Origin of the sequence: Cellulomonas sp. ES6 (assembly GCF_030053835.1) — a bacterium.
Classification (GTDB): Bacteria; Actinomycetota; Actinomycetes; order Actinomycetales; family Cellulomonadaceae; genus Cellulomonas.
Genome location: NZ_CP125655.1, coordinates 3,271,690 through 3,297,057 on the forward strand (window position 1 = coordinate 3,271,690; position 25,368 = coordinate 3,297,057).

The 25,368-nt window shown below is 73.1% G+C and carries 14 protein-coding genes and 4 pseudogenes; 16 read left to right on the forward strand and 2 right to left on the reverse strand.

Annotated features, from left to right (window positions below):
- Positions 1 to 10: 10 nt before the first annotated feature.
- Both P9841_RS15255 and P9841_RS15260 read right to left on the reverse strand, forming a co-directional pair.
- A complete protein-coding gene (locus tag P9841_RS15255) occupies positions 11 to 1,135 on the reverse strand; it encodes an Ig-like domain-containing protein (protein WP_283319476.1) in 1,125 nt (374 codons plus the stop codon).
- 612 nt (positions 1,136 to 1,747) lie between these two features.
- The gene (locus P9841_RS15260) at positions 1,748 to 4,024 is read right to left on the reverse strand and encodes a S8 family peptidase (protein WP_283319477.1); all 2,277 of its coding nucleotides are present in this window, start codon (positions 4,022 to 4,024) and stop codon (positions 1,748 to 1,750) included.
- A gap of 257 nt (positions 4,025 to 4,281) precedes the next feature.
- Here P9841_RS15260 and P9841_RS15265 point away from each other — a divergent pair, with 257 nt between their 5' ends.
- The 16 genes and pseudogenes from P9841_RS15265 to fusA all read left to right on the forward strand — a co-directional run bounded on the left by P9841_RS15265 (position 4,282) and on the right by fusA (position 25,362).
- Positions 4,282 to 4,488 (forward strand): hypothetical protein, encoded by a 207-nt coding sequence (locus tag P9841_RS15265; protein ID WP_283319478.1) that lies wholly within the window; start codon positions 4,282 to 4,284, stop codon positions 4,486 to 4,488.
- 1,022 nt (positions 4,489 to 5,510) lie between these two features.
- Positions 5,511 to 6,239: a M15 family metallopeptidase gene (locus tag P9841_RS15270; protein WP_283319479.1), complete on the forward strand. Its 729-nt coding sequence runs from the start codon at positions 5,511 to 5,513 to the stop codon at positions 6,237 to 6,239.
- Positions 6,240 to 6,290: 51 nt separating this feature from the next.
- Complete coding sequence (locus tag P9841_RS15275) at positions 6,291 to 6,728, forward strand: OsmC family protein (protein WP_283319480.1); 438 nt, start codon at positions 6,291 to 6,293, stop codon at positions 6,726 to 6,728.
- Between the two features lie 114 nt (positions 6,729 to 6,842).
- Complete coding sequence (locus P9841_RS15280; protein WP_283319481.1) at positions 6,843 to 7,082, forward strand: FeoA family protein; 240 nt, start codon at positions 6,843 to 6,845, stop codon at positions 7,080 to 7,082.
- The gene (feoB, locus tag P9841_RS15285) at positions 7,079 to 8,590 is read left to right on the forward strand and encodes a ferrous iron transport protein B (protein WP_283319482.1); all 1,512 of its coding nucleotides are present in this window, start codon (positions 7,079 to 7,081) and stop codon (positions 8,588 to 8,590) included. The genes P9841_RS15280 and feoB overlap by 4 nt, the downstream gene beginning before the upstream one ends.
- Positions 8,512 to 8,787: pseudogene (locus tag P9841_RS19030) on the forward strand (ferrous iron transporter B); the annotation flags it as partial. The gene feoB and the pseudogene P9841_RS19030, both read left to right, overlap by 79 nt.
- Positions 8,788 to 8,951: 164 nt before the next feature.
- On the forward strand, positions 8,952 to 9,098 hold the full coding sequence (locus P9841_RS15295; protein ID WP_283322042.1) for a hypothetical protein: 147 nt from the start codon (positions 8,952 to 8,954) through the stop codon (positions 9,096 to 9,098).
- A complete protein-coding gene (locus tag P9841_RS15300; protein ID WP_283322043.1) occupies positions 9,095 to 9,322 on the forward strand; it encodes a hypothetical protein in 228 nt (75 codons plus the stop codon). Before P9841_RS15295 ends, P9841_RS15300 begins: the two co-directional genes overlap by 4 nt.
- 146 nt (positions 9,323 to 9,468) lie before the next feature.
- A pseudogene (locus tag P9841_RS19195) lies at positions 9,469 to 12,388 on the forward strand (FAD-binding and (Fe-S)-binding domain-containing protein).
- Between the two features lie 263 nt (positions 12,389 to 12,651).
- The gene (rplJ, locus tag P9841_RS15320) at positions 12,652 to 13,182 is read left to right on the forward strand and encodes a 50S ribosomal protein L10 (protein WP_283319485.1); all 531 of its coding nucleotides are present in this window, start codon (positions 12,652 to 12,654) and stop codon (positions 13,180 to 13,182) included.
- Positions 13,183 to 13,262: 80 nt separating this feature from the next.
- Positions 13,263 to 13,658: a 50S ribosomal protein L7/L12 gene (gene rplL / locus P9841_RS15325; RefSeq protein ID WP_146840772.1), complete on the forward strand. Its 396-nt coding sequence runs from the start codon at positions 13,263 to 13,265 to the stop codon at positions 13,656 to 13,658.
- Positions 13,659 to 14,427: 769 nt separating this feature from the next.
- Positions 14,428 to 17,934 carry a DNA-directed RNA polymerase subunit beta gene (gene rpoB, locus P9841_RS15330; RefSeq protein ID WP_283319486.1) on the forward strand — a complete coding sequence of 1,169 codons (3,507 nt, stop codon included), beginning with the start codon at positions 14,428 to 14,430 and terminating at the stop codon, positions 17,932 to 17,934.
- A gap of 121 nt (positions 17,935 to 18,055) precedes the next feature.
- A pseudogene (locus P9841_RS15335) lies at positions 18,056 to 21,919 on the forward strand (DNA-directed RNA polymerase subunit beta').
- 440 nt (positions 21,920 to 22,359) lie between these two features.
- Positions 22,360 to 22,728: a 30S ribosomal protein S12 gene (gene rpsL / locus P9841_RS15340; protein WP_147794366.1), complete on the forward strand. Its 369-nt coding sequence runs from the start codon at positions 22,360 to 22,362 to the stop codon at positions 22,726 to 22,728.
- Between the two features lie 4 nt (positions 22,729 to 22,732).
- Positions 22,733 to 23,202 (forward strand): annotated as a pseudogene (rpsG, locus tag P9841_RS15345) (30S ribosomal protein S7).
- 42 nt (positions 23,203 to 23,244) lie between these two features.
- Complete coding sequence (gene fusA / locus P9841_RS15350; protein ID WP_283319487.1) at positions 23,245 to 25,362, forward strand: elongation factor G; 2,118 nt, start codon at positions 23,245 to 23,247, stop codon at positions 25,360 to 25,362.
- Positions 25,363 to 25,368 lie beyond the last annotated feature (6 nt).

The window sequence follows — 25,368 nt, forward strand, 5'->3', positions numbered from 1 at the left end:
CGCGTCCCCCTCAGCGCACCCGGAGCACCCCCACGGTCAGCGTCGGGCCGTAGCCGCCGTCCCCGGTGTACAGGGCGGTCACGGTGGTGGTCCGCGTGACCTTCGGCAGGGTGAAGGTCGCCGAGCCGTCGGTCAGCGACACGGTGCCCACGGGCCGCAGGCCGGCGAGCAGGGTCACCTTGCCCCCGGGCACCGGGCCGTCCGTCACGCCGGTCACCGTCACCGTGACGTCCGGCGTGGCCCCGCGCGAGACCGTCCAGGACGCCGTGCTCAGCGCGATGCGGGGCGTGACGGCGGTGACCCGGTACGACTTCTGCGCCTGCGAGCCCTGCACGTCCGCGCTGCCGGCGTACACGGCCGTCAGGGTGTGCGACCCCGCGCGCAGGTCCCGCGGCAGCTCGACCGTCGCGGTGGCCGACGTGCCGTCGCCCGGCGCGAGCTCGGCGGTGCCGAGGACGGTGCCGCGCTCGCGGACCTCCACGGTGCCGGCCGGGACGGCGCCCTGGCCCGTGACGGTCACGGTCGCCGTGACGGGGGAGCCGTAGCGGCCGGAGGAGGCGGAGAGCGCCAGCTTCGTGCTCGAGCCGGCCTTCTTGACCTGCACCACCACGGGGTCGGACGTGGAGGCCGCCCAGGCGCCGCTGTCGGGCGTGTACACCGCCGTGAGGCTGTGCCGGCCGCCGCCCAGCCGGGCGGTCGCCGTGGCCGTGCCGTCCGTGACCGGGGCGGTGGCGACCTCCGTGTCCCCGTCGCGGAACGAGACCGTGCCCGTGGCCTGCGCCGGGGCGACCGTGGCGGTGAGCGTGAGGTCCTTGCCCACCCGCGCCGGCCCCGAGACGTCGAGCGTCGTGCTGGTCGCCGTGGCCTCCGGGACCGCGACGTCCAGCACCTGCGCGCGGGTGGTCGGGTCCGCGTTGTGGCTGTGGAGCACCAGCAGGCGGTCCGCCGGGGCGCCCGTCGTCGTGGACCGGTGCACCGTGACCTCCGTGCCGTCCGCGGCGACCGACCACAGGGTGTCCGGGACGCCGGAGTCGAACCAGTACGGCGGGTCGAACGGGTCGACGGTGAACGCGTCGGCGGCGTCGACCTGGCCGCTGGGGTCCGCGGCGTAGTCGGAGGCCGTCCACACGGTCACCGACGGGGTCGCCCCGGCTCCAGGCCGAGCGCCGCGATGCTCACCGGCGCCACCAGCACCGAGTTGTCGAACACCGTGGTGTCGACGTCGCCGAACGCCCCGTTGACGCCCTGGAGGTCCACCAGGTCGCCGCTCGCGAGGTCGAACGTCGCGGCCACCGTGACGTCCGTCGCCGCGCTGAGCTTGCGGACGACGGTCTGCGCGTCCGCGGTCCCGTCGGCGTCGAGGTCCCAGTCGACCACCGGCAGCACGGCCTGGCCGAGCGTGGCCCAGTCGCCGTCCACCGCGATGCCGATGCCCAGGTAGCCGTCGGCCGGGTCGCCGCCGGCCGCGGCGTGCTGCGGCGCCGTGGAGGTCCAGCCGACCCAGCGCAGGTCGCCCGACGCGGTCGCCGACTCCGAGGTGATGAAGCCGGGGACGTCCTCGAGCTTCGGGCTCGTCGCGCCCAGCGTGAGCGGAGCGACCAGCGACGTCCAGCCGCCCGAGTCCACGCCGCGGCCGGAGAGCGTCAGCGGCGCCGTGGTCGCGCCCGCGTCCGGGAAGGACACGTCCGCGGCGGTCAGCTCCGAGACGAGCCGGGGCGCGGCCTGGACCGGCACCCGCAGCTGCGTGTCACCCGCCGTCAGGACGAGGCGCCCCGAGAGCGCCGCCACGTACTCGCGGGGCACGCCGCCCTGGGACGTCGCGGACGTCGGGTCGATCTCCCGCTCGAGCGTGGCCGGGTCGGCGGTCAGCGTGAGGGTCACCAGCCGCTGCTGGCCCGCCGGGACGGTGACGCTCGCCGGCGAGGTCGTGATGGTCGCGCCCCCGGTGGTGGTCGCCGCCTGGAACGCGGTGCCGTACGTGACGGCCGCGTCGCCCGTGTTCTGCACCGTCACGGTCTTGCGGAGCGTGACGGGCTCGGCGCCGACGTCGACGACGCCGAAGGTCACGGACACCTGGTCGGGGTCCTCCGAGCCGTACGCCAGCACGGTGTCGGCCACCGCGGCGCGGGCGTCCACCCGGCCGGACCCGACGCGCTGCGGCCCGTATGCGGTGCCGGTCTGGCCGGCCCCGGTCCACACGTCGTGCGTGGCGGTGTTCATGAGCCGCCTTGACCTGCGCGGGCGTCCACCCCGGCTGCGTCGCCCGGACGAGCGCCGCGATGCCGGCGACGTGCGGCGAGGCCATGGAGGTGCCGGACAGCGAGTGGGAGGCGTTCCCGGTCCCGGAGGCGGCCGAGAAGATCAGCGTGCCCGGGGCCGCGACGTCGGGCTTGACGATCCCGAGCGAGCCGTGGGCGCCGCGCGACGACCCGGGGTTCAGCGCGTCGCCGACCTCGTCGGCCACGACGGACGCCGCCAGGGACGGGCCGATGTGCGCGGTGACGCCGCCGGCCTGGATCGCGGGCAGCAGCGCGTCCGTCGACGAGGCCGTGAGCTGCGCGCCGGGGATCGTCGCGTTGCCGGCGATGCCGGCGGAGAACACGGTCGACTCGGTGCCGATCAGCACGCCCGCCGCGCCCGCGGCCTCGGCGTTGTTCCACCGCGCGCCGGAGCCGCAGGCCCGGGTGGCGTCGTCGTCGTCCCACCACAGCCAGACGATGTTCCCGGCGACCTGCTCCGCGTACTCGTCCAGCGGGGTGCAGCCGTCGACGCCGTCGCCCAGGTACACCACGGGTGCGGTGACGTCCTCGGTCCCCGTGTAGGAGATCGAGTTCTGCGCGGACCAGGTGCGCACGAGCGAGGCGTCGGGCGCCGCGGTGACCTCGACGCCGTCGTAGGTCTGCGGGCTGCCGACGGAGTTCGCGACGGTCAGGCCGGAGGCCGCCGAGCCGGGGGAGCCGCCGACGTCCGTGATGTCGCCGGAGTTCCCCGCGGACAGCACCGCCAGGGTGCCGAGGTCGGAGAGCCGGTCGATGAGCAGGTTGTCGGGGTCGTCCGACGGGGTCGCGGAGGCGCCGAGCGACAGGTTCACGACGTCGAGGTGGTCGCTGTAGTCGCCGTCGCCGTCGGGGTCGGCCGCCCAGTCGAGGGCGAGCCCCGTCAGGTCGGTCGAGCCGCCGATGTCCCCGAACACCTTGAGGGCGTACAGGCCGGCGCCGGGCGCGGACCCCGGCCCGACCTCCCAGCCGGACAGGTCGGTCAGCGACGCGTAGTCGCCGCGGAACGTGGTGCCGTCGGGCTGCACGCCGTAGCCGGCCGCGGTGCCCGCCACGTGGGTGCCGTGCCCCGAGTTGTCCGAGGTGTACGGGCTGTCGATCGGATTCTCGTCCGGCGTCGGCGTCAGGGTCGCGCCGGGCAGCTCGGACGCGGGGTCGGCGTCGTACAGCGGGCCTGCGAAGTCGTGACCGCCCAGGTACTTGGCCGGGTCGAACAGGCCGTCGGGCACGGGCTGCGTGCCGTCGGTGCCGTACGCGGTGGCGTACGCCTCGGCCGTCCCCGGGCCGCCGAACGCGGCGTGGGTGTAGTCGAGGCCGGTGTCGATGACGCCGATCCGGACGCCCTCACCGGTCTCGCCGGTGTCCTGCCACACCTGCAGGGCGCGCGTGAAGGCGTCGGTGGAGGAGTTGTCCGGGGTCTTGGTCGTCACGCGGTAGACGGCCACGACGTCGTCGGAGGACGCGAGCTCGCGGACGCGGGCGGCGTCGCCGGTGACGAGCGTGCCGGACACCAGGTTGGAGAGCGTCGCGATCCGCGTCGGCTCCGGGGTGGCGGCCCGGGCGCCGGGCGCCTGCTCGTCCGGCACGACGGCCTCGGCCACCTGCTCGACCTGCGCCGTCGCCTCCTGCACGGCAGCGGCGTCGCCGCCGTCCTCGGCCACGTCGAGCCCGGAGGGGGTGTCGAGCTGCACGAACGCGGTGACGGTGCCCTCGGCGCCGACCAGGCCGGGAGCGACCTTGTCCGCCATCGCCCCGAGGACGTCGTCGGGGGCGATCGGGCCCCCGCGTCCGCGGCGAGGGTGCCGGGGAGGCGGGCGCGGGTGGCGCTGCGGCCCGGTCCAGCGGTAGGCCCGCGGCGGAGGCGGCGCCGCCCGTGCCCAGGGTCGTGGTGGCGGCGAGCGCCAGGACGGTCAGCGAGGCACGGAGCGAGCGACGCGGCATGGGAGTCCGTTCTTCGGCGGGAAGGCAGCGTGCACCGGGTCATGACTCGCCGTCACGACCCGGGATGACTCGGCTCACCGTACAAACTTCTGGGCGATTCGTCACGGTTTCCTCACAGATCGGCTCGATGAGCGAGGGTCGCGGCGCCATGCGGGTGCGTGACCTGCACCACACGCGACCTGCGGCGACTCCCGCCGCGCGCGGCGCTGCGGCGCGCGGCGTGACCGGCGACGACACGCGCGGAACGTCCTTCGATGTGTGGATCGTGTGAAGCCCCGGGGGCCTGATCGTCACCGCATCTCCGCGAACTGGGCGCGGCCCGCCCCAACGGCGCCGAGGTCCGCTGCTTAGCCTCGTCGTCCGTGAGTCAGAGCATGCCCGCGGCGCGGAGCACCTCCCGCGGCCGGCATGCCGCCCCGCGCGGTGCCGCGGGACCGGCCGCCCCCGCGGCACGCACGCCCACCCGCCCCGGACGGGAGGTGGGCGTCGCCACGCCCACCGGCCGGTCCGACGCCGCGCCCGTCGCCCCCGCGACGGAACCGTCCGCGTCGACCCCGACGACCCCGATCGAAGGCGCAGCAACCCCAGCCGTGACGTCCGCCCCCTCCAGCCCCTCCCGCTCCTCCCTCCCCTCCGCCGCCGGCAGCACCCCGCCGTGCCCCCGGTCCGGGACGCCGCGCCCGCCGGCCGCCGCGCCGCGGCACCCGGTGGACGACGCGCCGCCGCCCAGCAGGGCACGCGCGGCGCCCACCGCGCCGACGGCCGGCCCTCGGTGCGCACGCCCGCCCGCGGCGTCGCCGTGCCGGCCACCCTCGCGTCCGCCGACCTGCCCCCGAACCGCGCGGAGCGGCGTCGCCGTCGCGTCCCGCGCCGGTCGTCGACCCGCGTGGCGCAGGGCGCCGTCGCGCTCGGGCTGGCCCTGGGCGTCGGCGGCTTCGCGATCGCGCCGGTCGGCGCCGACCGCGGTGTGCTCGGCGCCCGCGAGGCCCGCCCGCTCGACGCGGCGGACGCCACGCCGAGCGCGCCCGCCGCGGCAGCGCCGGACCCGGAGACGGTCCAGGAGCGCGGCGCCGCCGTGGTGCTCGCGAGCACCGTCGCGCAGGACGCCGACAACGCACGGGCCGACGCCGCGGCCGCCGCCGTCCCCGCGGACGCCGTGGCGGAGCTCAGCACCGCGGTCGCGGAGCTCGACACGCTGATCGCCACGACCCAGGCCGAGCAGCCGGCGATCGCCGCGCTCGCCCCGCGCGGGCGCCCGCCCCCGTACTGTCCGGCTCGGCGCTCTCCGACGCGGTGGCGGACGCCGCCGCGGACTCCGCGGCCGACGCCGCCGCGGACGAGGGTGCGACGACGACCTCGGGCACGGTCGGCGCACCCGACCCGTCCCCGACGGCGACCGGCGGGACGGGCGACGACGCGACGACCGAGGCGCAGCCGGAGGACCCGGCCACCGCGCGCATCACGGCCGCCGTCGAGCGCGTCAGCACCCTCACCGCCGAGCTCCAGGTCGTCACCCAGCGCACGCAGGAGGCCGCGGCGGCCGCCGCGGAGGCCGCCCGCAAGGAGGCCCAGCGGACGTCGCTCGACTCCTACGCGAACGGCCAGATCCCGTCCTCCGCACTGTGCGAGCTCGGCTTCGCTCCGGGCCAGCAGCTCCGGTGCGACGCCGCCGAGGCCCTCGAGCAGCTCGACGTCGCCTTCACGGCCGCCTTCGGCACCCACCTGGTCATCACCGACTCCTACCGGTCCTACGGCCAGCAGGTGGCGTGCCGGCAGCAGAAGGGCAGCCTCTGCGCGACGCCCGGCACCTCGAACCACGGCACCGGCACCGCGGTGGACCTCGGGGCGACGCGTACGCGTTCGGCACCGACCAGCACGACTGGATGCTGGCGCACGCCGAGGAGTACGGCTGGACGCTCCCGGACTGGGCCCGCATCGGCGGCTCCAAGCCCGAGCCGTGGCACTGGGAGTACGTCGGCTGACGCACGCGGGTGCGGGCCCCGCGCGCCGGACCTACCGTGAGCAGCGCGGCGGCCGCCCGGCTGCCGGACCCCACCCGTGAGGAGCACCCACATGCCCACGCGCACCGCACGCACCGCCTGGAACGGCACCCTCAACGAGGGCGGCGGTCAGGTGGAGCTGAGCAGCTCGAAGGTCGGCACCTACGACGTGTCGTTCCCGAAGCGCGCGGCCGACGAGGCCGGAGGCACCACGAGCCCCGAGGAGCTCATCGCCGCGGCGCACTCCTCCTGCTACGCGATGCAGCTGTCCGCCCTCATCGGCGAGGCCGGCGGCACGCCGGAGTCGCTCGAGGTCACGGCGGACGTCACGCTCGGCCCGGACCCGGCGGGCGGCTTCCGCATCAGCGGGATCGCCCTGCGCGTGCGCGGCGAGGTCTCCGGGCTCGACGAGGCCGGCTTCCTCCGGGCCGCGCAGGACGCCAAGGCCACCTGCCCGGTCAGCAAGGCGCTCACCGGCACGGAGATCACGCTCGACGCCGCGCTCGACTGAGCCCCGGCTCGACGCCCCCGTCCCGCGCGTCCGCCCGGGGCGGGGGCGTCGCCGCGCCGGCGGGGGACCTGAGTCCCATGAGGAGAGGCTTGCCTCACCTCTACCGTCGGCGGCATGGACCTCGCGCACTGGCCGACCGGCACCGACGCCCGGGTGCTCGCCGTCGACGTCGACGCGACCGCGCGGCTGCGCGTCGGGGAGCTCGGCCTGCGGCCGGGCGCGGTGGTGCGGGTGACCCACCGCGCCGCGTTCGGCGGGCGCGTCGTGGCGATCGGCGCGCAGCGGTTCGCCGTGGACGCGGCCACCTGCGCCCGCGTGCGCGTCTCGGACCTCGCCGGCGGTGACGCCGCGTGAGCTGCCACGAGCCGGCACCCGGCGCGTCGGCCACCGCCACGCTGGGCGCCCGCACCGCCACGGTCGTGCTCGTCGGCAACCCGAACGTCGGCAAGTCGACGTTGTTCAACGCCCTGACCGGCGCCCGCCAGACCGTCACGAACGCCCCCGGCACCACCGTCGAGCTGCAGGTCGGCGCCTGGCGGCTCCCCGCCGACGCGGACGGCGCGCGGGCGCGGGTGCGCCTGGTCGACCTGCCGGGCACCTACAGCCTGCTGGCCCGGTCGCCCGACGAGCGCGTCACCGCCGACGCCGTCGCGGGACGCGGGTCGGTCGGCACGCCCGACCTGGCCGTCCTGCTCGTGGACGCCACCGCGCTCGGTCGCTCCCTCTACCTCGTGGCCCAGGCGGCGCGCGCGGGCAGCCGGCTGCTCGTCGTCGTCACCATGTCCGACGTGGCCGCCGCCCGCGGCCTGCAGGTCGACACCGCGCGGCTCGCCGACGTCCTGGGCGTCCCCGTGGTCGCGGTGGACCCGCGCGCCGGGCGCGGGCTGGCCGACCTGGGCGCGTCGGTGCGGGACGCGCTCGCCGGCGGGGTGCCGGCCGTGCGGGGGATCGATCCCGCGGCGCCGGGGGCCGAGCCCGCCGACGCCGCCGGGCCCGACGCCGCCGGGCCCGACGCCGCCGGGGTCGCCGACGCCGCGACGGACGGCCCGCTCGCCGACGCGTCGGCGCTGCTCGACTGGGCCGACGCCGTGCAGCGCGAGCTCGCGGACGGCGCCCCCACCGTGCCGGTCGTGCGGACTCTGTCGGACCGCGTCGACCGGCTGCTCCTGGACCCGTGGTGCGGGATCCCGGTGTTCCTCGCCGTGATGTGGGCGATGTTCCAGCTCGCGACCACGGTGGCCGGCCCGCTCATCGACGGCGTCGACGGCCTCGTCAACGGGCTGCTCGCCGACTGGGTCCGCGGCTGGCTGCCCGGGCCGCCGTGGGTCGAGGGGCTGCTGGTCGACGGCGTGCTCGCGGGCGTCGGCACCGTGCTGTCGTTCGCGCCCCTGATGGCCCTGGTGTTCCTGGCGCTCGCGCTGCTCGAGGACTCGGGCTACCTGGCCCGCGCGGCGTTCGTGGCGGACCGGGCGATGCGCGCCATCGGCCTGGACGGCCGGGCGATGCTGCCGCTCGTCGTCGGGTTCGGCTGCAACCTGCCCGCGCTGTCCGCCACCCGCGGCCTGCCCGACGCCCGCAGCCGCCTCCTCACCGGGCTGCTCGTGCCGTACACCTCGTGCCCTGCGCGCCTGACGGTGTACATCCTGATCGCGGGGATCTTCTTCCCGGACCGCGCCGGCACCGTCATCTTCGCGATGTACGTGGCGAGCATCGCCCTGGTGGTGCTCGGGGACTCGCGCTGCGCCGCACGCTGTTCCGGGACCTGCGCCGCGAGCCGCTCGTCCTGGCGCTGCCCGCCTACCAGCGGCCCCGCGTCCGCGCGCTGCTGCTGTCGGCGTGGTCGCGCGTGGCCTCGTTCGTGACGAAGGCGGGGCGGATCATCGTCGCGACCCTCGCGGTGGTGTGGCTGCTCATGGCGGTGCCGGTCACCGGGCACCACGCCGTCGGGGACGTCCCGGTGGGGGACAGCCTGTACGGCCGCACCGCGGAGGCCGTCGCGCCGGTGTTCGCGCCGGCCGGGTTCGACGACTGGCACATGTCCGCGGCCCTCGCCACCGGCTTCGTCGCCAAGGAGGTCGTCGTCGGCTCGTTCGCGCAGACCTACGCCGTGGAGGAGCCCGACGACCCGGCGCACGCCGGCGACCTCGGCGCCCGCATCCGCGCGACGTTCGAGCAGGCGTCGGGGGCCACGGTGCCGCCGCCGCGGTCGCGTTCCTCGTCTTCGTGCTCGCGTACACGCCGTGCCTCGCGACGGTCGGCGAGCAGCGCCGGCTGTTCGGCACCCGCTGGACGGCCGGCGCGGTCGGCGTGCAGCTCGCGGTCGCGTGGGTGCTCGCGGTCGCGGTGTTCCAGGTGGGGAGGCTGCTGTGAGCGTGCTGGAGGACGTCGTCGCCCAGGTCCGCGCCGGCGTGCGGCCCGGCCTCGCCGCGGCCCGCCTCGGCATCGACCCGGGCGTGGCGGAGGCCGCGCTCGACCACGCCGTGCGGCTCGGGGTCGTGACGCCCGCGACGGCACTCGAGCTGGGGTGCTCCGGGTGCGGCACCGTGCAGCGGACGGCCCCGGCCTGCGGCGGGTGCCCGCTCGCGCGTCGCTGAACCGGCGACCGCGGCGGCGCCGGGTGCGGCCCGCGTGCCGCCCGCGTGCCGCGCCGCCGGGCGCGGTGGCCGCGTCGACCGGTGTCCGCCGCCCGCGTGCTGGACGTCCCGGGGCCGGCCGGGGGTGCGGTGCGACACTGGCGCCCGTGCCGACCGTCACGTCACCGGGAGCCCCGCAGGCCGCCGCCGACGCCGCCGAGCTCGTCCGCGCGCTGCGCGCCGTCGTCGCCGGCGGGGTCGACGACTCCACGCGCCGCCGCGCCGAGTACGCCACCGACGCCTCCAACTACCGCGTCGTGCCGTCCGTGGTCGTCTTCCCGCGTGACGTGGACGACGCGCTCGCGGCCCTCGAGGTCGCCCGCGGGCTCGGCGCCCCGGTCACGTCGCGCGGCGGCGGCACCTCCGTCGCCGGCAACGCGGTCGGCACCGGCGTGGTGCTCGACTGGTCCCGGCACGTCAACCGCGTGCTCGAGGTCGACCCCGCGTCCTCGACCGCGCGCGTCGAGCCGGGCGTCGTCATGGCGATGCTGCAGCGCGAGGCCGCGCCGCACGGTCTGCGCTTCGGCCCGGACCCGTCCACGCAGGCGCGCGCGACGCTCGGCGGCATGATCGGCAACAACGCGTGCGGTCCGCGCGCCGTCGCGTACGGCCGGACCGCCGACAACGTGCTCGAGCTCGACGTCGTCGACGGCCGCGGCCGCCGGTTCACCGCCGGCCGGGGCCTGGACCCGGTGCCCGGTCTGGACGCCCTGGTCCGCTCGGAGCTGGAGGTGCTGCGCACCGAGCTCGGGCGGTTCGGGCGTCAGGTGTCCGGCTACTCCCTGGAGCACCTGCTGCCGGAGAACGGCGCGGACCTCGCGAAGGCGCTCGTCGGCACCGAGGGCACCGTCGTCACCCTGCTCGGCGCGACCGTCCGGCTGGTCCCCGTCGCCGCCGCCCCCGTCCTCGTCGTGCTCGGCTACCCCGACATGGCCACGGCCGCCGACGCCGTCCCCGCCCTGCTGGCGCACCGGCCGCTCGCCATCGAGGGCATGGACGCCCGCCTGGTCGACGTCGTGCGGCGCGTCAAGGGGGCCGCGGCCGTCCCCCGCTGCCGGAGGGCGCCGGCTGGCTCATGGTCGAGGTCGGCGGCGACAGCCTGGACGAGGCGCTGGGGCGCGCGCGGGCGCTGGCCGCCGACGCCGGCACCCGCGCGGTCGGCGTCTTCCCGCCCGGGCCGGAGGCCTCCGCGATGTGGCGCATCCGCGAGGACGGTGCGGGCCTCGGCGGGCGCACGCCCTCGGGCGAGCAGGCGTGGCCCGGGTTCGAGGACTCCGCGGTGCCGCCCGAGCGCCTCGGTGCGTACCTGCGCGAGCTCGAGGCCCTCATGGCGCAGCACGGCGTCGACGGGCTGGCGTACGGGCACTTCGGCGACGGCTGCGTGCACCTGCGGCTCGACGTGCCGATGGAGCGGTCCGGCGACCCGCTGCGGTCGTTCATGACCGACGCGGCGCACCTCGTGGCGGCGCACGGCGGGTCGCTGTCCGGCGAGCACGGCGACGGCCGCGCGCGCTCGGAGCTGCTGCCCGTCATGTACTCCGAGCGGGCCATCGGGGCGTTCGAGGCGTTCAAGGCCCTGCTCGACCCGGACGACCTGCTCAACCCGGGCGTGCTCGTGCGCCCGCGCCCGCTCGACGCCGACCTGCGGCGCCCGCACGCCCGCCCGATCCCGGCGGGTCACGGCGGGTTCGCGTTCGGGCACGACCACGGCGACTTCACCACGGCCGTGCACCGGTGCGTCGGCGTCGGCAAGTGCCGCGCGGACTCCTCGGCGGCCGGCGGGTTCATGTGCCCCTCGTACCTCGCGACGCGGGACGAGAAGGACTCCACCCGGGGCCGCGCGCGCGTGCTCCAGGAGATGGCGAACGGCTCGCTCGTCTCCCGCGGCTTCACCTCCCCGGAGGTGCACGAGGTCCTCGACCTGTGCCTGTCCTGCAAGGCGTGCTCGTCCGACTGCCCGGCCGGCGTCGACATGGCGCAGTACAAGGCCGAGGTGCTGCACCGCACCTACCGCCGCCGGCTGCGCCCGGTGAACCACTACGCCCTCGGCTGGCTGCCCCGCTGGACCCGGCTCGTCACCGGCGTGCCCGGCCTCGCACGCCTCGCGAACGCGGTGCTCGGCGTCCGGCCCGTCGCCAAGGCCGTGCTCCGGCTCGGCGGCATGGACACGCGCCGGTCGATGGTGGACTTCTCCCCGGCGCCGTTCCGGTCGCGGGTCCGGCGCGGCGAGGTCGACGTGCGCCGCGGCGTCGCCCCCGCGCGGCCGGCGGCACGGACCTGTCGGTCACCGGCACGTCCGGCAGGCCGCCCGTCCTGCTGTGGACGGACTCGTTCAGCGACGCGCTCGCCCCGTCGATCCCCGTCGCCGCCGTCCGGGTGCTGCGAGCCGCGGGGTACGAGGTGCTCGTCCCCGACCACGACGCCTGCTGCGGCCTGACGTGGATCTCCACCGGTCAGCTCGACGGCGCGCGCAAGCGCCTCACCCACCTGCTGGAGGTGCTCGGCCCCTACGCCGTCAACGGCGTCCCGATCGTGGGGCTCGAGCCGTCCTGCACCGCCGTGCTGCGCTCCGACCTGCTGGACCTGCTGCCGGACGACCCCCGGGCCGTGGCCGTCGCCCGCGCCACCCGGACCCTCGCCGAGCTGCTCACCGCGCCGGCCCCCGTCGGCCCGGGGGAGCGGTGGACCCCGCCCGACCTGTCCGACGTCACCGCCGTCGTCCAGCCGCACTGCCACCACCACGCCGTCATGACGTTCACCGCCGACCAGGAGCTGCTGCGCGCGGGCGCGTCGTTCTCCACGCTCGCGGGGTGCTGCGGGCTGGCCGGCAACTTCGGCATGGAGGCCGGCCACTACGACGTGTCGGTGCAGGTCGCGGAGCGTGCGCTGCTGCCCGCCCTGCGGGAGGCCGCACCCGGGGACGTCCTGCTCGCCGACGGGTACTCGTGCCGGACGCAGGCCGACCAGCTCGGCGGCGTGCAGGGCGTGCACCTCGCGGAGCTGCTGGCGTCGCACCTGCCGGGCTGACGGGCGGATTTGGGCGCAGCGCCGGGGTGCCGTAGTCTGGTCGCTGCCCAAGACCGCAGGTCGTCGGCTCCCGTGCTCCTCCCGCTTCCGCGGGGCGTGCCCGGAGCCGCCCGAAGTCCCGCTCCGGCGGAGGCCCGCGCAGGCGAGGATTCGATGGTCGTGCGTGCGAACGCGCGAGATGCGAGCCCCGGCCTGCGCCGGGGCTCTTCCTCTGTGCGGGGTCGAGGACGACGCCCGGCGGCACCACCACCGGAAGGATTGCCATGGCGAGGCCGGACAAGGCAGCCGCCGTCGCGGAGATCGCGGAGCTGTTCCGCGGGTCCAACGCGGCCGTGCTGACCGAGTACCGCGGGCTCACCGTCAAGCAGCTCAAGACGCTGCGACGGTCGCTCAGCGGCAACGCGAACTACGCCGTGGTGAAGAACACGCTGACCGCGATCGCGGCCAAGGAAGCCGGCATCGACGGCATCGACGACGCGCTCCAGGGCCCGTCCGCGATCGCCTTCGTCACCGGTGACCCGGTCGAGGCGGCCAAGGGTCTGCGTGACTTCGCCAAGGCGAACCCCGCACTGGTCATCAAGGGCGGTGTCCTCGACGGGCGCGCCCTGACCGCTGCGGAGGTCACCAAGCTCGCGGACCTCGAGTCCCGCGAGGTCCTGCTGGCCAAGGCGGCCGGTGCGATGAAGGCCAAGCTGTTCCAGGCGGCCTACCTCTTCACCGCTCCCGCCGCGCAGGCCGTGCGCACCGTCGAGGCCCTCCGCGTCAAGCAGGAGTCCGTCGACACCGCTGCCTGAGCCACCAGGGCTCTCGGCGCTCACACCCTTCCTCGCCGGTCGACGTGACCGGTGAGGACCGAACGGAAGGAACCGCCATCATGGCGAAGCTCACCACCGACGAGCTCATCGAGCAGTTCAAGGGCCTCACCCTCATCGAGCTCTCCGAGTTCGTGAAGGCGTTCGAGGACGTCTTCGAGGTCACCGCCGCCGCCCCGGCCGCTGTCGCCGTGGCCGCCCCGGCCGCCGGCGGTGCCGGTGCCGACGCCGCCGCCGAGGAGGAGAAGGACGAGTTCGACGTCATCCTCGAGGCCGCCGGTGACAAGAAGATCCAGGTCATCAAGGAGGTGCGCGGCCTGACCTCTCTCGGTCTGAAGGAGGCCAAGGACCTCGTGGACGGCGCGCCGAAGCCGGTCCTGGAGAACGTCAACAAGGAGACCGCGGACAAGGCCAAGGCCGCCCTCGAGGGCGCCGGCGCCACCGTCACCCTCAAGTGACCCGCCCCGGCCGGCCGGCGCCCACGCGCTGACCGCCCGGACGCTCCGCGCGAAGGCCCGCACCCCCGGGGTGCGGGCCTTCGCCGTCCCCCCGACCCTCCCGCGCCACCCCGCCACCCCGCCGGCTCGCCGTCCCCGGCGGGGCCGCCCCCGCCCCCGCACTCCACTCCCGCCTCCGCGCCCCAGTCCCGCCTCCGCGCCCAGCCCCTCCTCCCTCCGTTCGGAGGCTCCCAACGCGTTCGGAGGTGGGCGCGCGGGATCGTGGTGCTCTGCGGACCACCTCGATCACCCGTCGGAGCCTCCGACGGGTGATGTGGGCGGGCGCCGGCAGAGCCGGACGGGTGGATGTGCGCGTGAAGGGGCAGGGGAGGGGGCGCCGGGCGGTGCCCCTTCGGAGGCTCCGAACGTGCTCGGAGGTGGGCGCGCGGGATCGTGGTGCTCCGCGGACCACCACGATCACCCGTCGGAGCCTCCGACGGCGCGGAAGGGGGAAGGGGAGGGGAAGCGGAGGAGGGGAGCGGGAAGCGGGGCGCGCGCCGGGGTGGGGCGCGCGGCGGGCGACGGCGGCGGTGCCGCGCCCATACCACGGACAGTGGACAGAGCGCCAGGTCTGTACTACGCTAGCGCTTTGCGCTGGCCTGTGCCCGCGATCCCGTATAACCCGCGCCCACCAGGCATCGTAGTACGCGATGCCCTGGGGGCCCGAGGCCGGGGACCGCGAACCGCCGGGCCCGTCGCAGGGAACTCGATCTGCTGGGAAGGACCCCTCTTGGCTGCCTCGCGCACCTCCTCCGCACCGTCCGAAGCCATCGCGAACCGCACCGCATCCCGCCGCCTCTCCTTCGCCCGGATCGACGAGCCGCTGGAGGTCCCGGACCTCCTCGGGCTCCAGACCGAGAGCTTCGACTGGCTGCTCGGCAACGAGAAGTGGCAGGCCCGGGTCGCCGCCGCTCTCGAGGCCGGCCGCACCGACGTCCCGGAGACCGCTGGTCTGGAGGAGATCTTCGAGGAGATCTCCCCGATCGAGGACTTCGGCGGCACCATGTCGCTGTCGTTCCGCGAGCACCGTTTCGAGCCGCCGAAGTACACGGCCGACGAGTGCAAGGAGAAGGACTTCACCTACGCGGCCCCGCTGTTCGTCACCGCGGAGTTCGTCAACTACACCACCGGTGAGATCAAGAGCCAGACCGTCTTCATGGGCGACTTCCCGCTCATGAGCGAGCGCGGCACGTTCATCATCAACGGCACCGAGCGCGTCGTCGTGTCTCAGCTCGTGCGGTCGCCGGGCGTGTACTTCGAGCGCGCCGCCGACAAGACGTCCGACAAGGACATCTTCACCGTCAAGATCATCCCGAGCCGTGGTGCGTGGCTCGAGTTCGAGATCGACAAGCGCGACAACGTCGGCGTCCGCGTCGACCGCAAGCGCAAGCAGAACGCCACGGTGCTGCTCAAGGCGCTCGGCATGACGGAGTCGGAGATCCGCGAGGAGTTCGCGCAGTTCCCGGCCGTCATCGACACCCTGGAGAAGGACCACGTCCAGACCCAGGACGAGGCGCTGCTCGACCTGTACCGCAAGATCCGCCCGGGCGAGCCGCCCACCGTCGAGGCCGGTCGCGCGCTGATCGAGAACTTCTACTTCAACCCCAAGCGCTACGACCTGGCGAAGGTCGGCCGCTACAAGCTGAACAAGAAGCTCGGCATCGACGTGCCGCTCGCGGACTCGGTGCTGTCGAAGGACGACATCGTCGCGGCGATCAAGTACATGGCCGCGCTGCACGCCGACGTGGCGACCCTCCCGGGCCGCCGGGGCGGCGAGGCGATCGAGGTCCGCGTCGAGACCGACGACATCGACCACTTCGGCAACCGCCGCATCCGCGCGGTCGGCGAGCTCATCCAGAACCAGGTCCGCACGGGCCTGTCCCGGATGGAGCGCGTCGTGCGCGAGCGCATGACGACGCAGGACGTCGAGGCGATCACGCCGCAGACCCTGATCAACATCCGCCCGGTGGTGGCGTCGATCAAGGAGTTCTTCGGCACGTCGCAGCTGTCGCAGTTCATGGACCAGAACAACCCGCTCGCGGGCCTGACGCACAAGCGGCGTCTGTCGGCCCTCGGCCCGGGTGGTCTGTCCCGCGACCGCGCCGGCATGGAGGTCCGTGACGTCCACCCGTCGCACTACGGCCGCATGTGCCCGATCGAGACCCCTGAGGGCCCGAACATCGGTCTCATCGGCTCGCTCGCGACGTTCGGGCGCATCAACCCGTTCGGCTTCGTCGAGACGCCGTACCGCAAGGTCGAGTTCGGCCGCGTGACGGACGAGGTGCACTACCTCACCGCCGACGACGAGGACCGCTACGTCATCGCCCAGGCCAACGCGGTCGTGGACGCCGACGGCAAGTTCGCCGACGAGACCGTCCTGGTCCGCGTCAAGGGCGGCGACACCGAGGACGTCCCGGCCGAGACGGTCGACTACATGGACGTCTCGCCGCGCCAGATGGTGTCGGTCGCGACGGCGCTCATCCCGTTCCTCGAGCACGACGACGCGAACCGCGCGCTCATGGGCGCGAACATGCAGCGCCAGGCCGTGCCGCTGGTCCGCTCCGAGGCGCCGCTGGTCGGCACCGGCATGGAGTGGCGTGCGGCGGTCGACGGCGGCGACCTCATCGTCGCGAGCAAGGCCGGTGTGGTCACCGAGGTGTCGGCGGACCTCATCACGGTCGCGAACGACGACGCCACCACGACGACCTACCGCGTCGCGAAGTTCCGTCGCGCCAACCAGGGCACGAGCTACAACCAGCGCGTGCTGGTCGACGCCGGCCAGCGGGTCGAGGTCGGCTCCGTGCTGGCCGACGGCCCGGCGTCCGACGAGGGTGAGCTGTCCCTCGGCCGGAACCTGCTGGTCGCGTTCATGTCGTGGGAGGGCCACAACTACGAGGACGCGATCATCCTGTCGCAGCGCCTCGTCCAGGACGACGTGCTGTCCTCGATCCACATCGAGGAGCACGAGGTCGACGCGCGCGACACCAAGCTCGGCCCGGAGGAGATCACGCGGGACATCCCGAACGTCTCCGAGGACGTGCTGGCGGACCTCGACGAGCGCGGCATCATCCGCATCGGCGCCGAGGTCTCCGCGGGCGACGTGCTGGTCGGCAAGGTCACCCCGAAGGGCGAGACCGAGCTCACCCCGGAGGAGCGCCTGCTGCGCGCGATCTTCGGCGAGAAGGCCCGTGAGGTCCGCGACACGTCGCTGAAGGTCCCGCACGGCGAGTCCGGCACGGTCATCGAGGTGCGCACGTTCAACCGCGAGGACGGCGACGAGCTGCCCGCCGGCGTGAACGAGCTGGTCCGGGTGTACATCGCCCAGCGCCGCAAGATCACGGACGGCGACAAGCTCGCCGGCCGCCACGGCAACAAGGGCGTCATCTCGAAGATCCTGCCCGTCGAGGACATGCCGTTCCTCCCGGACGGCACCCCGGTGGACATCGTCCTCAACCCGATGGGTGTCCCGGGCCGCATGAACGTCGGCCAGGTGCTGGAGGTCCACCTCGGGTGGATCGCCAAGCAGGGCTGGGACGTGAAGCTGGCCGAGGGCGACCTGTCGTGGATCGACGAGGTCCCCGAGATCGCGAAGTCCTCGGAGCCGGGCACCCCGGTCGCCACGCCGGTGTTCGACGGCGTGCCGGAGGAGACCCTGACCGGTCTGCTCGGCGCCACGCTGCCGAACCGCGACGGCGAGCGGATGGTCGGCGTGGACGGCAAGGCGCGGCTGTTCGACGGCCGCTCCGGCGAGCCGTTCCCGGACCCGGTGTCCGTCGGCTACATGTACATCCTCAAGCTGCACCACCTGGTGGACGACAAGATCCACGCCCGGTCGACCGGCCCGTACTCGATGATCACGCAGCAGCCGCTGGGTGGTAAGGCGCAGTTCGGCGGCCAGCGCTTCGGCGAGATGGAGGTGTGGGCCCTCGAGGCGTACGGCGCGGCCTACACGCTGCAGGAGCTCCTGACCATCAAGTCGGACGACATCCCGGGCCGCGTGAAGGTGTACGAGGCCATCGTCAAGGGCGAGAACATCCCCGACTCGGGCATCCCGGAGTCGTTCAAGGTGCTCCTCAAGGAGATGCAGTCGCTCTGCCTGAACGTCGAGGTGCTGTCGTCCGACGGCGTCTCGATCGACATGCGCGAGAACGACGACGAGGTGTACCGCGCCGCCGAGGAGCTGGGCATCGACCTGTCCCGGCGCCCGAACGCCGCGAGCAGCATCGACGAGATCTGACGCCGAGCGTCCGCCGGCCCCTGGGTGACCAGGGGTCGGCGGGCCGCCCGCACCCCTTGCACCATTCCGTCCGCCGGACCGCGACCACCGCGGGGCCGGCAAGCGAAGGAAGTAGGACCCCTTGCTCGACGTCAACGTCTTCGACGAGCTGCGCATCGGCCTGGCCACGGCCGACGACATCCGTGCCTGGTCGCACGGCGAGGAAGAAGCCCGAGACCATCAACTACCGGACCCTGAAGCCGGAGAAGGACGGGCTCTTCTGCGAGAAGATCTTCGGTCCCACCCGGGACTGGGAGTGCTACTGCGGCAAGTACAAGCGCGTGCGCTTCAAGGGCATCATCTGCGAGCGCTGCGGCGTCGAGGTGACCCGCTCGAAGGTCCGCCGTGAGCGCATGGGCCACATCGAGCTGGCCGCGCCCGTCACGCACATCTGGTTCTTCAAGGGCGTGCCCTCGCGCCTCGGCTACCTGCTGGACCTGGCGCCGAAGGACCTGGAGAAGGTCATCTACTTCGCGGCCTACATGATCACGTGGGTCGACGAGGAGGGCCGTCACGAGGACCTCCCGAACCTCCAGAACGAGATCGACCTGGAGAAGAAGGAGATCGCGGACCGCCGCGACAACGACATCAACACCCGCGCGCAGAAGCTCGAGGCCGACCTGGCCGAGCTCGAGGCCGAGGTGCGAAGGCGGACGCCCGCCGCAAGGTCCGCGACTCCGCGGACCGCGAGATGGCGCAGATCCGCAAGCGCGCGGACGCCGAGATCGAGCGGCTCGACACGATCTGGGACAAGTTCAAGAACCTCAAGGTCGCGGACCTCGAGGGCGACGAGCTGCTGTACCGCCAGCTCCAGGACCGCTACGGCAACTACTTCGAGGGCTCGATGGGCGCCGCGGCGATCCAGAAGCGCCTCGAGGCGTTCGACCTGGACGCCGAGGCCGAGTCGCTGCGCGAGATCATCCGCACCGGCAAGGGCCAGCGCAAGACCCGTGCCCTCAAGCGCCTCAAGGTCGTCAACGCGTTCCTCACCACGACGAACTCGCCGACCGGCATGGTGCTGGACGCCGTCCCGGTCATCCCGCCGGACCTGCGCCCGATGGTGCAGCTCGACGGCGGCCGGTTCGCCACGTCGGACCTGAACGACCTGTACCGCCGCGTCATCAACCGGAACAACCGCCTCAAGCGGCTCCTGGACCTGGGCGCGCCGGAGATCATCGTCAACAACGAGAAGCGGATGCTCCAGGAGGCCGTGGACTCGCTGTTCGACAACGGCCGCCGCGGCCGCCCGGTCACGGGCCCCGGCAACCGTCCGCTGAAGTCGATCTCCGACATGCTCAAGGGCAAGCAGGGCCGGTTCCGCCAGAACCTGCTCGGCAAGCGCGTCGACTACTCGGGCCGTTCGGTCATCGTCGTCGGCCCGCAGCTCAAGCTGCACCAGTGCGGTCTGCCCAAGCAGATGGCGCTCGAGCTGTTCAAGCCGTTCGTGATGAAGCGCCTGGTCGACCTGAACCACGCGCAGAACATCAAGTCGGCGAAGCGCATGGTCGAGCGCGCGCGCCCGGTCGTGTGGGACGTGCTCGAGGAGGTCATCACCGAGCACCCGGTGCTGCTGAACCGTGCGCCCACGCTGCACCGTCTCGGCATCCAGGCGTTCGAGCCGCAGCTCGTCGAGGGCAAGGCGATCCACCTGCACCCGCTCGTCTGCGGCGCGTTCAACGCCGACTTCGACGGTGACCAGATGGCCGTCCACCTGCCCCTGAGCGCGGAGGCGCAGGCCGAGGCCCGCATCCTCATGCTCTCGAGCAACAACATCCTGAAGCCGTCCGACGGCCGCCCCGTGACCATGCCCTCGCAGGACATGATCATCGGCCTGTTCCACCTGACCTCCGACAAGGAGGAGCCGGTGGGCGCCGGCCGGGCGTTCAGCTCGGTCGCCGAGGCGATCATGGCGTTCGACCAGGGTTCGCTGGACCTCAACGCGGTCGTGAAGATCCGCATGGACGGCCTGGTGTTCGCGCCGGGCACCGAGCCCGAGGGCTTCGTCGCGGACCAGCCGTTCCTGTTCGAGACCACGCTGGGCCGGGCGCTGTTCAACGAGCTGCTGCCGGTCGACTACCCGTACGAGAACGGCGTGGTCGACAAGAAGCGGCTGTCCGTGATCGTCAACGACCTGGCGGAGCGGTACCCGAAGGTCGAGGTCGCCGCGTCGCTGGACGCCCTGAAGGAGGCCGGCTTCCGCTGGGCCACCCGCTCGGGCGTGACCATCGCGATCTCGGACGTCGCGGCGCCGACGGCCAAGGCGGAGATCCTCACGGAGCACGAGGCGCGCGCGGCGAAGGTGCAGGGTCAGTACGACAAGGGCCTCATCACCGACGACGAGCGTCGCCAGGAGCTCATCGAGATCTGGACGCAGGCCACCGACAAGGTCGCCAAGGCCATGCAGGAGAACTTCTCCGCCCGGAACACCGTGTTCCGCATGGTCGGATCGGGTGCGCGTGGTAACTGGATGCAGGTCCGTCAGATCGCCGGTATGCGCGGCCTCGTGGCGAACCCGAAGGGCGAGATCATCCCCCGCCCGATCAAGTCCAACTACCGCGAGGGCCTGTCGGTCCTGGAGTACTTCATCGCGACGCACGGCGCCCGCAAGGGTCTGGCGGACACCGCGCTGCGGACCGCCGACTCGGGCTACCTGACCCGTCGTCTGGTGGACGTCTCCCAGGACGTCATCGTCCGCGAGGACGACTGCGGCACCGAGCGCGGCCTCACGCTGCCGATCGCCGTCGAGGTGGGCGGCTCGTTCCGCCGGCACGACAAGGTGGAGACCAGCGTGTACGCCCGGACCCTGGCGGTCGACGTCGAGATCGACGGCGAGGTCGTGGGCCGTGCGGGCGAGGACGTCGGCGACGTGCTGCTGGACCGCCTCGTGGCGGCCGGCGTCACCGAGCTGAAGGTCCGCTCCGTGCTGACCTGCGAGTCCCGCGTCGGCACCTGCGCGAAGTGCTACGGCCGTTCGCTGGCCACCGGCAAGCTCGTCGACATCGGCGAGGCCGTCGGCATCATCGCGGCGCAGTCGATCGGTGAGCCCGGCACCCAGCTGACGATGCGGACGTTCCACACCGGTGGTGTGGCCTCCGCGGAGGACATCACGCAGGGTCTGCCGCGTGTCCAGGAGCTCTTCGAGGCCCGCACCCCCAAGGGTGAGAGCCCCATCGCGGAGTTCTCGGGCCGCATCACCATCGACGAGGCCGACCGCACCCGCCGGATCGTCCTCACCCCGGACGACGGCTCCGAGGAGATCGCCTACCCGATCACCAAGCGCTCGCGCCTGCTGGTCTCGGACGGCGACCACGTCGAGGTCGGCACCCAGCTCGTCCAGGGCGCCGTGGACCCGAAGAAGGTCCTGCGCATCCTCGGCCCGCGTGCGACGCAGAAGCACCTGGTCGACGAGGTGCAGGAGGTCTACAACTCCCAGGGCGTGGACATCCACGACAAGCACATCGAGGTCATCGTGCGGCAGATGCTGCGGCGCGTGACCGTGCTCGACTCGGGTGACACGGACCTGCTGCCGGGCGAGCTGGCCGAGCGCGGCCGGTTCGAGGACGCGAACCGCCGGGCGGTCGCCGAGGGCGGTCAGCCGGCCTCGGGTCGTCCGGAGCTCATGGGCATCACGAAGGCGTCGCTCGCGACGGACTCGTGGCTGTCGGCGGCGTCCTTCCAGGAGACGACGCGCGTCCTCACCGAGGCCGCGATGTCGGGCCGTTCCGACCCGCTGCTGGGCCTGAAGGAGAACGTCATCCTCGGCAAGCTGATCCCCGCCGGCACCGGGCTGCCCCGGTACCACGAGGTGACGGTCGAGCCCACCGAGGAGGCGAAGGCCGAGCTGTACCCGTCCTTCGGCTACGACGAGATCGACTTCCCCGCCCTGGGCCTCGGCTCGGGCGAGGCGATCCCGCTCGAGGACATCGACTTCGGCGACTTCCGCTGACGTCACCGCGGTCCGAGGGGGTCCGTCGCGCGCACGCGCGGCGGGCCCCCTCGGCCGTCCCGGCCACGGGCCCGGCCGGCCCGGGGAACACCGGCCGGGGGAGCGGTGTTGGACCCGTCGTGACCCGCCTGGGGACCACCACCACCTGCTTTGACGGTGCGTGGACCGGCGAGTAACGTTGGACACCGTGCCCGCGCCGTCGGGCTCTCGCGCGCGCTCGTCCGTGAGCGCAGGGTGGCCGCCCCCACCGCACCTCGTCCCCGGAGTCCCGGGACCGGCGTGCGGAGCAGGACGGGGACGACACGCCCGGGCGCGGGGGTCGGTTCGGGACGCAAGACCAGCGGGGTAGTCGCGCGACGGGCGACGATCCGCACACGATGCCGGCCGTCCAGGGTGACGGGTGCCGGTCAGACCAGACCATCCGAACAGACGGAGACGTAGTGCCTACGATCCAGCAGCTGGTCCGCAAGGGCCGGCAGGCGAAGACGAACAAGTCGAAGACGCCTGCCCTCAAGGGCAGCCCGCAGCGGCGCGGTGTCTGCACCCGCGTGTACACGACCACCCCGAAGAAGCCGAACTCGGCTCTGCGGAAGGTCGCGCGCGTCAAGCTCTCCTCGGGCATCGAGGTGACGGCGTACATCCCCGGCGAGGGGCACAACCTGCAGGAGCACTCGATCGTGCTCGTGCGCGGCGGCCGTGTGAAGGACCTCCCCGGCGTCCGCTACAAGATCATCCGTGGCGCGCTGGACACCCAGGGCGTGAAGAACCGTAAGCAGGCGCGCAGCCGCTACGGCGCGAAGAAGGGCTGAACCGATGCCTCGCAAGGGTCCGGCCCCTCGTCGGCCGCTCATCGTCGACCCGGTCTACGGATCGCCGGTCGTCACCCAGCTGATCAACAAGGTGCTGCTCGACGGCAAGAAGTCCGTCGCGGAGGCCATCGTCTACGGCGCCCTCGAGGGCGTCCGTGAGAAGACGCAGAGCGACCCGGTGGTCGTCCTCAAGCGCGCGCTGGACAACGTCCGCCCGTCGCTCGAGGTCCGCTCCCGCCGCGTCGGTGGCGCCACCTACCAGGTGCCGGTCGAGGTCCGCCCCGTCCGCCAGACCACCCTCGCGCTGCGCTGGCTCACGGACTACTCCGCGCCCGCCGCGAGAAGACCATGACCGAGCGCCTCATGAACGAGATCCTCGACGCCAGCAACGGCCTGGGCGCAGCGGTCAAGCGCCGCGAGGACATGCACAAGATGGCCGAGTCCAACAAGGCGTTCGCCCACTACCGCTGGTGACCCCAGCTGTAGCGCGGACCCCACTACCGAGGGGCTGAACCTGTGGCACTGGACGTGCTCACGGACCTGAACAAGGTCCGGAACATCGGCATCATGGCGCACATCGATGCCGGGAAGACCACGACGACCGAGCGGATCCTGTACTACACGGGCGTCAACTACAAGATCGGCGAGACCCACGACGGCGCGTCGACCACGGACTGGATGGAGCAGGAGCAGGAGCGTGGCATCACGATCACGTCCGCTGCTGTGACCGCCTTCTGGAACAAGGGCAAGCCGAACGAGACGCAGATCAACGTCATCGACACGCCCGGTCACGTCGACTTCACCGTCGAGGTGGAGCGCTCGCTGCGCGTGCTCGACGGCGCGGTCGCGGTGTTCGACGGCAAGGAGGGCGTGGAGCCCCAGTCGGAGACCGTGTGGCGCCAGGCCGACAAGTACGAGGTCCCCCGCATCTGCTTCGTCAACAAGATGGACAAGCTGGGCGCGGACTTCTACTTCACGGTCGACACCATCGTGAACCGCCTCAAGGCCAAGCCGCTGGTCATCCAGCTGCCGATCGGCGCCGAGAACGACTTCGTCGGCGTCGTGGACCTGGTCGAGATGCGCGCGCTCGTGTGGCGCGGCGAGACCGAGATGGGCGCGAAGTACGAGATCGAGGGGATCCCCGCCGACCTCCAGGAGCGGGCCGAGCAGTTCCGCAGCGAGCTGCTCGAGGCCGTCGCCGAGACCGACGACGACCTGCTCGAGAAGTTCCTGGGCGGTGAGGAGCTGACGGTCGCCGAGATCAAGGCCGGCATCCGCAAGCTCACCATCGCCGGCGAGGCGTTCCCGGTCCTGTGCGGGTCGGCGTTCAAGAACAAGGGCGTCCAGCCCATGCTCGACGCCGTCGTCGACTACCTCCCGTCGCCCCTCGACGTCCCGGCCATCCAGGGCCACGACGTCAAGGACCCGGAGGTCGTCATCGAGCGGCACCCGGACGCCGACGAGCCGTTCTCGGCCCTGGCGTTCAAGATCGCCGCGCACCCGTTCTTCGGCAAGCTCACCTTCATCCGCGTGTACTCGGGGAAGGTCGTGCAGGGCGCCCAGGTCATGAACTCGACCAAGGGCAAGAAGGAGCGCATCGGGAAGATCTTCCAGATGCACGCCAACAAGGAGAACCCTGTCGACGAGGCCACGGCCGGCCACATCTACGCGTTCATCGGCCTCAAGGACGTCACCACCGGTGACACCCTGTCGGACATGAACTCGCAGGTCATCCTCGAGTCGATGACGTTCCCCGAGCCGGTCATCGACGTGGCCATCGAGCCCAAGACGAAGGCCGACCAGGAGAAGCTCTCCACGGCGATCCAGAAGCTCGCCGAGGAGGACCCGACCTTCCGCGTCCGCCTGGACGAGGAGACCGGCCAGACCGTCATCGGCGGCATGGGCGAGCTCCACCTCGACATCCTCGTCGACCGCATGCGGCGCGAGTTCAAGGTCGAGGCGAACGTCGGCAAGCCGCAGGTGGCGTACCGCGAGACGATCCGCCGCACGGTGGAGAAGATCGACTACACGCACAAGAAGCAGACGGGTGGCTCCGGCCAGTTCGCCAAGGTCCAGATGACCTTCGAGCCGCTGGTCTCCGAGGACGGCGCGACGTACGAGTTCGTCAACGCCGTCACCGGTGGTCGCGTCCCGCGCGAGTACATCCCGTCGGTCGACCAGGGCATCCAGAGCGCGATGCAGCTGGGCGTGCTGGCCGGCTTCCCGCTGGTCGGCATCAAGGCGACGCTCCTCGACGGGGCGGCGCACGACGTCGACTCGTCCGAGATGGCGTTCAAGATCGCGGGGTCGATGGTCCTCAAGGAGGCCGTCCGCAAGGCGGACCCGGTCCTCCTCGAGCCCGTCATGGCCGTCGAGGTGCGCACGCCCGAGGACTACATGGGCGACGTCATCGGCGACATCAACTCGCGGCGCGGCATGATCCAGTCCATGGAGGACGCGACGGGCGTGAAGGTGATCCGCGCCCTGGTTCCTCTCTCCGAGATGTTCGGGTACGTCGGTGACCTGCGGTCGAAGACCCAGGGTCGTGCGGTGTACTCGATGCAGTTCGACAGCTACGCCGAGGTGCCTCGGAATGTTGCCGACGAGATCATCAAGAAGACCCGGGGCGAGTAGTCCCAC

Coding starts and splice junctions, on each gene's coding strand:
- rplJ (WP_283319485.1), top strand. CDS start 12,652: ATGGCGAGGCCGGACAAGGCAGCCGCCGTCGCGGAGATCGCGGAGCTG.
- P9841_RS15280 (WP_283319481.1), top strand. CDS start 6,843: ATGGACCTCGCGCACTGGCCGACCGGCACCGACGCCCGGGTGCTCGCC.
- P9841_RS15275 (WP_283319480.1), top strand. CDS start 6,291: ATGCCCACGCGCACCGCACGCACCGCCTGGAACGGCACCCTCAACGAG.
- P9841_RS15265 (WP_283319478.1), top strand. CDS start 4,282: ATGACTCGGCTCACCGTACAAACTTCTGGGCGATTCGTCACGGTTTCC.
- rplL (WP_146840772.1), top strand. CDS start 13,263: ATGGCGAAGCTCACCACCGACGAGCTCATCGAGCAGTTCAAGGGCCTC.
- P9841_RS15260 (WP_283319477.1), bottom strand. CDS start 4,024: ATGGCGGACAAGGTCGCTCCCGGCCTGGTCGGCGCCGAGGGCACCGTC.